The sequence below is a fragment of the uncultured Ruminobacter sp. genome (assembly GCA_902764345.1).
GTDB lineage: Bacteria > Pseudomonadota > Gammaproteobacteria > Enterobacterales > Succinivibrionaceae > Ruminobacter.
In genome coordinates this window covers 1-11,250 of record CACWVT010000080.1, presented here as the reverse complement: position 1 = coordinate 11,250, position 11,250 = coordinate 1, and the positions used below count along the sequence as shown (strand labels likewise).

Here is an 11,250-nt window from a genome sequence, read left to right as displayed (position 1 = left end):
AGAGATCCCTAAAAAAACCAGAGATCTCTTCGACTTGTTCGGCATACCTTACCCAAAGAAGCAAATCAAAAATTAGAAACTATGATCTGCGGAGTTAGGTTTTTTTGTGGCCGTATGATTATGTCTATCAATAGCGAAGATGTGTTCCTTGCAATCCTTTCATTATTAATTCTCTCATCGTCACATGATGCAGCAGTATTTCCTGCTTTGTTTATGTTTAACTCAGATAACAGATACAGGCCAAACAAAAACTGTGAAACAAAAAAATTAAAGCCTGTATTCCGCGGGAATACAGGCTTTAAGTCCGAAAGGTAGATAAATCAGTTGAATGATTCGCTGACTATGTCGTTTGATCTGTCCATATAGTTATTTTCATTGCTGTAGTCCTTTGATTCCATAAGCGCCAGACCGTTAACGATAATGAAAAATACTGCGAGAATGGCAATGTATGGTACATGTTTCCTGAAATCAAAGCTGTTGAACTTTTCTATTAGGTTCAGCAAAGGAATGAGCGCAAAAACATAACACAGCGAAAGAGTATTGCTGTACAGAGTGTAAGGACTGACGGCAATGAACAGTACTATGGATGCCAGCATTACGGTGCAGATTATCTTCAGATATGAAAGCTGGCGGTCTTCGGAAAAGTTTCTGAAAAACAGTGGCTTGATTTCCTTAATCATCAGACAGTTGGCCATAAGACTGATAATAACCGAAAGCAGTCCCGCAATTATAAGTATGGAGCGCCATGCATAGCTGCAGTAACTCTGAACTGTTTCGCTGTCACTCAGCCATGAAAAACCGGTTTTGTAGACTATTTCGCTCTGGAACATGGCTGAACCGTATCTTATCCAGTAAATAAGCCCCTTAAAGAGCGGGTAAACGTAAACAGTGCCGAAGCCCCAGTAGTTATATGAATGGTTTACATAGATTTCGGAGTCTTCATTTATTTCCAACTGGTGAACATACGGAATCATTATTACTGCAATTACGGCAAGAGACGTAATGAGACCGCTCACGTTCGGATGAATTGTTTTCTTTATCCAGAGGATAACCGTCGTAATCAACAGAACCCCCCAGGCAGGACTTAGTGCGAGACACCACAGTATTGAAAAGGCGAGGAGGACAGTCCACAGAAATGTTGAACTTCTAGGCTGATTCGATCTGGTAAGTTTAAGTATGCTGACCAGATATCCTGCAACCCCGAGCTGAATATAGGCGTCGGCTCCCAATGCCGTGCTGTACATAAGCCACGGAGACAGCAGAAACAGCACACTGAACCATATCATTGTTGACGGACTGAACAGCTTTGCAAGTTCCTTAAAGATTATAAAGAAGGCCAGAAGTCTTAAAATCACCAGCAGAATCACCGGAGCAATTGTATTTTCCCAAAGATTCATCGGTGATGAGACCAGTACGGTTTTCAGAGAATCTGCGGTAAGATCCAGTGTCTGTTTCGAGTAATGGTTGTATACACCTTCAGAAAGCATGAAATAGCCTTCGGAATTTACATTAAGATTCTGATTAAGACTGTAGAAGCATGCCAGAATTATGTGAAAAATTACGACCGCCGTTATAGCGATGCGTGTAGCTAATGTATTCATGACTTTGTAGTACGCTATGATTGTTGTTATGCAATGTCTTTAAAACTTTAAGGACTCGGCCTTGTATTAAATGTTTAAGGATAATGCCTCATTGTAACAGCGGATTACCGGAAATAATTTTCCGAGGATAATCCTCACAAGGTAATTGTCGTTTAAATCACTCTTTTTTGTCAATATCAAAAAAGTTAATAATTAATTTGTATAAGCTTAGGTATTATGAGGTAACGGTCACAATATATCTGAATGTTTTATTGCAAAAATGATAATTATTTAATAAAACATTCGAATCTAATTCTGAAGTTTATGCAAAAAACCTGCCTAAGACAGTGGTAATCAGTGTAAAACCGCAAATTTTTGCCATATTTAAGGCCATTAAAGCTCTTGTGGTGAGTAGTATGAAAAACATGCTATACATCACATAAAATCCATAATTAGTGTATAATTAATGCCATTACGTAACTGAATTTTTAATAAACCGAAAGACGGTTCGGACTCCACTGATTTTTATTCCCGTTTTGAGACTTTGAGGTGGGCCGGACATTTTTGATGTCATGACTTTTGTGAGAGGTGCCATACCATGCCTATTATGATTCCTGATGCATTACCTGCCGCCAGTGTTTTAACCGCTGAAAAGGTGTTTGTTATGACTGAGAGCCGGGCCGTGCATCAGGATATACGACCTTTAAAGCTGCTGATTCTTAATTTAATGCCTAAGAAAATTGAAACTGAAACCCAGTTTCTCCGCAAGCTTTCAAATACTCCCATTCAGGTGATTGTTGATCTTCTGCGTATAGATGATCATGTTTCCAAAAATACTCCAAAAGCTCACCTGGATACCTTTTATCAGAGATTTGATGACGTACGTGATCAGTATTACGATGGCATGATTATTACCGGTGCTCCGCTTGGTAAGGTGCCTTTTGAAGAAGTTAAATACTGGGACACTCTTGTGGAAATCATGAAGTGGTCAAAGGAGCATGTAACATGCACCATGTTTAACTGCTGGGCAGTACAGGCTGCACTTAACGTGTTCTATGATCTTCCAAAGCAGACCAGAAGCGTGAAACTGTCAGGCGTGTATAAGCACAGAAGATCAACCAGCTCTGATCCTTTAATCAGAGGTTTTGACGATTTCTTCCTGGCACCGCATTCACGTTTTGCAAATTTTGAAACCAAGTACATTGAGGAAAATACCGATCTCGAAATTCTGGCTGATTCCGATGAAACCGGTGTTTATCTTGCCGTGTCTCCTGACAGAAGTCAGGTGTTTGTTACCGGTCATCCGGAATATGACGCTCAGACTTTGGACAACGAATACAGAAGAGATATTAATGCGGGGCTCAATCCGTCAATTCCGGTAAATTATTACCCTAACAATGATCCGCAGAACGTACCGCTCTGTACATGGAAGAGTCATGCATACCTGCTTTTTGCAAACTGGATTAACTATTACGTATACCAGAACACCCCATATGATCTCGAAACAAAGAGAAAGTCTGCATAGGACGTAATTCACGGATTTTTATCATCATCTCAGTTTTATTCGGGTACGGCAGAGCATAATATGAAAAACCTTAGGGAATCAACACTGAAAGCGGCTATTGAAAAGGAACTTGCAGAACGTATACTGGTTCTCGACGGGGCCATGGGAACAATGATACAGTCATACGGTCTGACCGAGCAGGATTACCGCGGTGAGATTTTTAAGGACTCGGAGTGCGATCTCAAGGGCTGTAATGATCTGCTGTGTCTGACCAGACCTGACGTGATATCGTCCATTCATCAGGCCTATCTGGAAGCCGGTGCCGACATTATTGAAACCAACAGCTTCAATGCAACACCGATCCCGCTGTCTGATTACAATGTATCAGAGCATACATATGAAATAAATAAAACCTCAGCGGTTCTTGCCAAAAAGGCTGCTGCAGCCATGACTGAGAAGACGCCTGAGAAACCTCGCTTTGTGGCAGGTGTACTGGGACCTACAAACAGAACCTGTTCCATTTCTCCTGATGTAAATGATCCGGGGGCAAGAAACGTTACCTTTGATGATCTTGTCGAAGGTTATGCTTTGGCAACGGAAGGACTTCTTGACGGTGGTGCAGATCTTATCATCATCGAAACAATATTCGATACTCTTAACGCCAAGGCTGCCGTTTATGCTGTTGAAAGCGTATCGGAAAAGCGCGGTATCGAAATTCCGGTGATGATTTCCGGAACCATAACTGATGCTTCAGGCCGAACCTTGTCCGGACAGACAGTTGAGGCCTTCTACAACAGTCTCCGCCATGCAAGACCGGTTTCTTTCGGTTTTAACTGTGCGTTGGGACCTGCGGAACTGGAACCGTATGTTGCTGAAATATCTGGTATCTGCGAGACCTATGTGTCGGTTCATCCAAATGCGGGGCTTCCTAATGCCTTCGGCGGCTATGACCTCACTGCGGAGCAGATGCAGGTATACATCAGAAAGTGGGCTGAGTCAGGTTACCTTAATATAGTGGGTGGATGCTGCGGTACGACGCCAGCTCACATCAAATCCATTGCCGATGCCGTGAATTCACTGCCTCCGAGAAAGATTCCGGATCTGCCTGTTGCGTGCCGTTTAAGCGGTCTTGAGTCACTCAACATTACCCCGGAATCATTGTTCATAAACGTCGGTGAAAGAACAAACGTGACCGGCAGTGCCAGATTCAGACGTCTCATCAAAGAAGAAAAGTTTGATGAGGCAATTGAAGTGGCCAGGGTTCAGGTAGAAAACGGGGCTCAGATCATTGATATTAATATGGATGAGGGCATGATTGATGCCAAGTCATCCATGATTAAGTATCTCAATCTTATAGCGTCAGAACCTGAGATTTCAAAAGTACCGATTATGATTGACTCTTCCAAATGGGAAGTCATTGAGGCGGGACTTAAGTGTGTTCAGGGAAAGGGTATCGTAAACTCCATTTCCATGAAAGAAGGTGTGGAGAAGTTTCTTGATCATGCACGAGTCGTAAGACGCTACGGCGCAGCCGTGGTTGTCATGGCCTTTGATGAGGTGGGGCAGGCCGACACTTATGACCGTAAGATAGAAATCTGTACAAGAGCATATAAGCTCCTGACTGAAGAAGTCGGTTTCCCTCCGGAAGACATTATTTTTGACCCTAACATCTTTGCCGTGGCAACAGGTATAGAGGAGCATGACAACTATGCTCTTGATTTTATCAATGCGGTGAAGACAATAAAGGAAACTTTGCCTCATGCCATGATTTCTGGTGGTGTGTCAAACGTATCGTTCTCATTCCGCGGCAATGAACCTTTAAGGCAGGCAATTCACACCGTATTCCTGTACTATACCATCAAAAACGGTATGGACATGGGAATTGTGAATGCCGGACAGCTGTCGGTGTATGATGACATTCCGAAGGAGCTGAGAGATAAGGTAGAAGCCGTAATTCTGAATACACATAAGGGCGCTACAGATGAACTGCTGGCCATAGCGGAAAAATACCGTGCCGGAGGTTCGTTAAAGAAGGATGAATCTCAGATTGATTTGTCATGGCGCAATGAGCCGGTGGAAAAAAGAATTGAATATGCCCTGGTTAAAGGTGTTACCGAATACATTGATCAGGACGTTGAGGAAGCCCGTCTTAAGGCTGCCAGTCCGGTTGAAGTGATTGAAGGTCCGCTGATGGCCGGCATGAATGTGGTGGGGGATCTTTTCGGTGAAGGAAAGATGTTCCTGCCTCAGGAAGCAGAGCAAATCAGGCTCCGGAAGCAACGGCAAGATCCTGATGGCCACGGTAAAGGGTGACGTACACGATCTCGGTAAGAATATAGTATCTGTCGTTCTGCAGTGTAATAACTATGAAATTATTGATCTTGGCGTTATGGTGCCGTGTGAAAAGATCATTGAAACAGCAATTAAGGAAAAGGTTGATCTTATCGGACTTTCCGGACTTATAACACCTTCCCTTGATGAAATGGTTCATGTGGCACAGGAGCTGGAAAAGGCAGGCCTGAAGATTCCGGTAATGATTGGCGGTGCAACCACTTCCAAGGCACATACCGCAGTTAAGCTTGAGAAGGAATACAGTGCACCGATCGTGTATGTTAATAATGCCAGCCGCGGTGTTACCATTGCGCAGAGTCTGCTGTCCAAGGAACTAAAGCCGGCATTTGTAAGAAAGCTCAAGGAAGAATACGCATTTGCAAGACACATTCATGAACTGAAGTATTCAAAGATTCAGACCGTGTCATTTGCTGACGCAAATGCCAATGCAATCAGGACTGATTTTGCCGCAACCAAGGCACCGATGCCTAAGTTTTTAGGTGTAAAGGTTCTTGATCTGTCTGTTTCTGAATTAATCAGGTTTATCGACTGGCAGGCTTATTACAGATCATGGGAATACAAGCAGGATTACCGTAAACTGCTGGGAGGCCTTTCTATAGACACGGAGGCGGATCTCATTAATGAAAACGGTGAAAAGACTGCTTCCGTCCCTGAAAACGCCAGCGAACCGGCAGTAAGTCTTTATTTCGACTCCGTGAAAATGCTTAAGCGCATGGAGTCGGAAAATCTTCTGGGAATAAAGGCGGTTTTCGGTTTATTCAAGGCTCACCGCGAAGGCTTTAATGATGTGGTTCTGGAGACCGAAGACGGTGAATACAGATTCAATTTCCTGAGAGACCAGCGTGATCTGTCATCAAGACAGCAGGCTAACGGATCATTGGCTGATTTTATTGATGTGTGTGATGATGCCGTGGGAGCCATGGCAATCAATGCCGGTATTAATCTTGAAGATACCGTCAGGAAATTTAATGATGAAGGCGACATATATTCCAGCATGCTGGTTCAGAATCTCAGTTACCGTCTGGCAGAAGCCGCTTCAGCATATGTGCATTATCTGATTCGTACTGAATACTGGGGCTACAGCAGTGAACCTTTAAACGTTGATGATATTCTGAGCGGGAAGTTTGTCGGAATAAGACCGGCGATAGGCTATCCGTCATGTCCTGATCATAAGGCTAAACTGGCATTATGGGATGTTATGAAGGTAGAGGAGAATATAGGTCTCAGAATAACCGACGGATACATGATGAGCCCCGTAAGTGCTGTATGTGCTTATATCTTTGCAAACAGTGATGCGAAATACGTATCCAATGAATGTATCATGCCTGATCAGCTTGAGGATTATTCAGGAAGGACTGGAACCGAAATTGCAGAACTTGAAAAGCTTCTGAGAAATCATTTAGGTTATATTCCTGAGGGGGCCGAATCCAATGAGGATGGTTCGTAGGCATTAAATTGTTGCATATTTAGGCTATTGTGGATAAGTTGTATGTTTTTTATTCATCCACAGAACTGTGTATAAACTATTGTGAATATCTTGCTGAAAAGGTATCTGTATCTGATTTAGCATGTTGTTAAACAATAATTGTATCTGTTTTGTATTTTATCAGTATGTAATGTTTGCTGATAAATGTTTTGATGGCTGTGGAAAACTCTTTTGATATTGAGATTTTTCTGATTGTTTTTCAGCTTCAGCAGTCATTGTGCGGCAGTCATAAACAAAAGCCGGCTTTAAGCATTCGCAATCCATATTTTTGAAGATATCGGTACTTCAAAAATATGGAACGAAGTGATGATGCTGCGAATGGCATAACGAACCGGCTTCCTGACTAAAATAACACAGGATTATGTAAAGTCATGATATGCCGTTATCAGGCAATTTCATCATCAAGGTTAAGGTCGGCAATGAGTTCCTTGGCCTTAACGATATTGCAGTCAGTGTTTGTCAGCGGGAAAATCGCCAGTTCAATGTTGGAGCTTTCCAGATTTTCAGCCCAGCGTTCAATAAAGATTGCAAGAGAAATGGACTGAGGTTCATAGCCTGCGACGTCGATATTCTGTTCTGCGTAGTACTTTGCGTAGTTTTCATGGCACCACACCGGAATCACGTTAATCGGAGCACTGTTTTCCTCATCTCCCTCAGTTTCCATAAACAGAATACCTTCACTGTTCTTAAGAACAAAAAGTTCAAGACCTTTCTGAATGTTCTTGGTGAAGTACTGATATCTGTAGTCGGCATTAAGCTTCAGTGCGGCCTGATACTCTCTGTCTGTTAATTGATATGACATGTTAATTTCCTCTTCAATTTCAAATGATTAGTTTTTCAATATTTTATCCAGAAACTGTCCGGTGTAGGAGGTTTTTACCTTTGCAACCTGTTCCGGAGTTCCTTCCGCGATGATTCTGCCACCGCCTTCTCCGCCTTCAGGTCCAAGATCAATTATGTGATCGGCAGACTTGATGACGTCAAGATTATGTTCAATAACCACGATGGAATTTCCCTGATCCCTAAGTCTGAACAACACCTGCAGTAACATGTTTACATCCTGAAAATGGAGTCCTGTGGTAGGTTCATCGAGAATGTAAAGGGTTTTACCGGTATCCTTGCGGGACAGTTCCTTTGCAAGTTTGATTCTCTGAGCCTCTCCGCCGGACAGAGTAGTGGCCGGCTGCCCCAGGCGAATGTACGAAAGTCCCACGTCTGACAGTGTCTGCAGTTTTTTACGCAGAGGCGGGATGGCATCAAAAAACTCAAGAGCCTCAGCCACAGTCATGTTTAGCACGTCGGATATGTTTTTACCCTTGTAGGTTATGTCCAGTGTTTCCTTGTTATACCTCTTTCCGCCGCATTCATCGCATGTCACGAAAACATCTGGCAGGAAGTTCATTTCAACCTTTATGATGCCGTCTCCCTGACAGGCTTCACAGCGTCCTCCCTTTATGTTAAAGGAGAATCTTCCAGCCGTATACCCTCGTGCCCTGGCTTCCTGTGTCTGAGCAAACAGTTCCCTTATAGGCGTAAAGAAATCCACATATGTGGCACAGTTTGACCTTGGGGTTCTTCCAATAGGAGTCTGGTCAACGTTAATTACCTTATCAAAGAGCTCCAGGCCGTCAATGTCTCCGTATGGAGCCGGTTTTATGTTAACCGCACCGTTAAGCCTGCGCTGGGCTATTGCATACAGGGTATCATTGATGAGAGTTGATTTACCGCTGCCTGAAACTCCGGTTATGCATGTAAGGAGTCCGCGTGGGATTTTTAAGTCCACGCCTTTGAGATTATGTCCGGTGGCATTGGTGATGCAAAGATACTTCCCGTCACTTTTTTTTCTTTTTGGGACCGGAATACGGCATCTGCCGCTCAAATATTTGCCCGTAACGGACGTTTCGGATTTTATGATGTCTTCAACCGAACCCTCGGCAACGATCGTCCCTCCGTGCTCGCCTGCTCCGGGACCTATGTCGATTATATGATCGGCACGTCTTATGGTATCCTCATCATGCTCAACGACGATGACGGTATTGCCAAGATCTCTGAGGTGATACAGTGATTCAAGCAGTTTGGTGTTGTCACGCTGGTGAAGTCCTATGCTCGGTTCATCGAGAACATACATTACCCCCGTAAGTCCGGAACCAATCTGGCTGGCGAGTCTTATTCTCTGAGCTTCACCGCCGGACAGGGTTTCGGCTGAGCGTGATAGAGTCAGATAGCTTAATCCCACGTTTACCAGAAATGAGAGACGTTCCCTGATTTCCTTTAACACTTTTGCGGCAATCTGTTCCTGTTGGGGGGTTAGCGGAAGACTGTTAAAAAACTCAAGACATTCGGCAATGGTGAGATTACACAGATCAGGAAGATTTTTGTTGTTAACAAATACGTGACGATATGCCTTTTTGAGTCTTGCTCCATTACATTCAGGGCATGGAACCGTGGTGAGGTATCGTGTATATTCGTCACGTTCATAGTCTCTGGCAGCCTGGTATTTTTTGGTCATTTGCGGCACTATGCCTTCAAATGATTTTTGTGTTTTGAATTCTGAACCGCTGCGGAATTTCTGAACAACTTCAATTTCCTCATTACCTGTGCCGTAGAAGATGATGTTCATTATTTTGGAACTGAGTTTGTTAAGCGGTACGTCCAGACTGAATCCGTACTGTTTGGAAAGAGCACTTATTGTGGCAAAGTTAAAGGTGGATGTCGGAGACCATCCTTTAATGGCTCCTTCCCTTATTGAAGCCTTGTCGTCCACGATGAAGGCTTCGGGTGTAAATACTTCCTGAACTCCGAGCCCCAGACAGCACGGGCAGGCTCCTGCAGGATTGTTGAACGAAAAGTTGCGCGGTTCGATTTCCGAAACAGAGTAGCCACATTCCGGGCATGAATATTTCGCGGAAAATTCCAGCGGTTCAAAGTCATCAGTCATGGACACCACTGACGCAAGTCCGTCACTGAGTTTCAGCGCTCTTTCGAGAGAATCTGAAATTCTGATTCTTGTGGTCTCGTCTGATTTGATTTTTAGTCTGTCCACTATGACTTCAATAGTATGTTTCTTCTGCAGATCCAGAGTAGGGGGATCACTGAGATCATAAGTGTCATTATCAATGCGTACCCTGATATATCCGTCTCTTGCCAGATTATCAAGGAGAACTTTATATTCACCTTTGCGGTTACGTACAACCGGAGACAGAATCATTACCTTGGAGCCCTCAGGAAGTCCAAGTGATGAGTCAATCATCTGCTTAATGGTCTGAGCCTTAAGAACATATCCGTGTTCAGGACAGCGGGCCTCGCCTATTCTGGCGTACAGAAGACGCAGGTAGTCATAGATTTCGGTTATGGTGCCAACGGTTGAACGGGGATTATGGGATGTGGATTTCTGCTCTATTGATATAGCGGGAGAAAGGCCCTCAATCATTTCAACATCAGGTTTGTCCATCAGCTGAAGAAACTGACGGGCATATGAGGACAGAGATTCAACGTATTTTCTCTGACCTTCAGCATATAGTGTGTCAAATGCCAATGATGATTTACCGGAGCCTGAAAGTCCGGTAATTACGCAGAATTTATTCTTGGGGATGCGTAAACTGATGTTCTTCAGATTATGGGTTTTTGCCCCTTTTATTATAATTTCGTTATTCATTGTCTTTGTATTGTTCCTGCGCTTGATAATTTAAAATGCTTCTTCCGCTCTGTGTCTATTGTACATGAGTTACTGACTTTATGTTATGTTCATCAGGAGCTTATGACTGTAACTGCCATTCTTATTCAGTGCAGGTTTTGCCATCATGATAATCACGTTGGCTCAATCATTAATTTTATGTGATCGCTGATTCCTGATGTACTTCTTCCTACTCGCATCTATGACTTTCAGGAAAAAGTATTCGTCATCCGGATAACCGTAACCATGTCGTCTTATGGTCTTGATCTTCTGGTTGATTCCTTCAATTTTACCAGAGGATATTTTATAGGTGGCATGGGCAATGATTCCCTCAAAATGATTATTGAGAAGTTGACTGAACCAAATGAAATGTTTATTGTTTGTCGCCTGACAGATTTCCATTATGTTTCCGATTTCTTTAGCCATTTTTGCTTCATCTGTCATCTTATAAGCCTGTAATACCTTCTCTTTTACCAGATCAAGAGTGAATAACAGTTTATTCTGTTTAAGCAGTTCGTTGTATTTAGCTTCGTATCCTCTTTGGCGTTTAATATTATCAGTCTTAAACAGGGAACTGCCTTTATGAATTATTCTATCCTCATCGGCATCTTTGTCCTTCTTCTGCAGAGTTGAACGATTGGAGGTTAGTATGTAT

Annotated in this window: 5 protein-coding genes and 1 pseudogene; 2 read left to right on the top strand and 4 right to left on the bottom strand. The window is 43.2% G+C overall.

Annotated features, from left to right (window positions below; all coding sequences use genetic code 11):
* Nucleotides 1-320 precede the first annotated feature (320 nt).
* Nucleotides 321-1,601 (bottom strand): hypothetical protein, encoded by a 1,281-nt coding sequence (locus QZU58_RS09735; RefSeq protein WP_294496364.1) that lies wholly within the window; start codon nucleotides 1,599-1,601, stop codon nucleotides 321-323.
* 577 nt (nucleotides 1,602-2,178) lie between these two features.
* Here QZU58_RS09735 and metA point away from each other — a divergent pair.
* Entirely contained in the window at nucleotides 2,179-3,105 is a 927-nt protein-coding gene (metA, locus tag QZU58_RS09730) for a homoserine O-succinyltransferase (RefSeq protein ID WP_294460794.1), read from the top strand.
* Between the two features lie 60 nt (nucleotides 3,106-3,165).
* A pseudogene (metH, locus tag QZU58_RS09725) lies at nucleotides 3,166-6,883 on the top strand (methionine synthase).
* A gap of 424 nt (nucleotides 6,884-7,307) precedes the next feature.
* Here metH and QZU58_RS09720 read toward each other — a convergent pair.
* The 3 genes from QZU58_RS09720 to QZU58_RS09710 all read right to left on the bottom strand — a co-directional run.
* Nucleotides 7,308-7,724 (bottom strand): DUF2750 domain-containing protein, encoded by a 417-nt coding sequence (locus tag QZU58_RS09720; protein WP_294496362.1) that lies wholly within the window; start codon nucleotides 7,722-7,724, stop codon nucleotides 7,308-7,310.
* A gap of 27 nt (nucleotides 7,725-7,751) precedes the next feature.
* A complete protein-coding gene (gene uvrA / locus QZU58_RS09715; RefSeq protein ID WP_294496360.1) occupies nucleotides 7,752-10,577 on the bottom strand; it encodes an excinuclease ABC subunit UvrA in 2,826 nt (941 codons plus the stop codon).
* Between the two features lie 162 nt (nucleotides 10,578-10,739).
* A partial coding sequence (locus QZU58_RS09710) for a transposase (protein ID WP_294496357.1) occupies nucleotides 10,740-11,250 on the bottom strand: 511 nt, incomplete at its 5' end.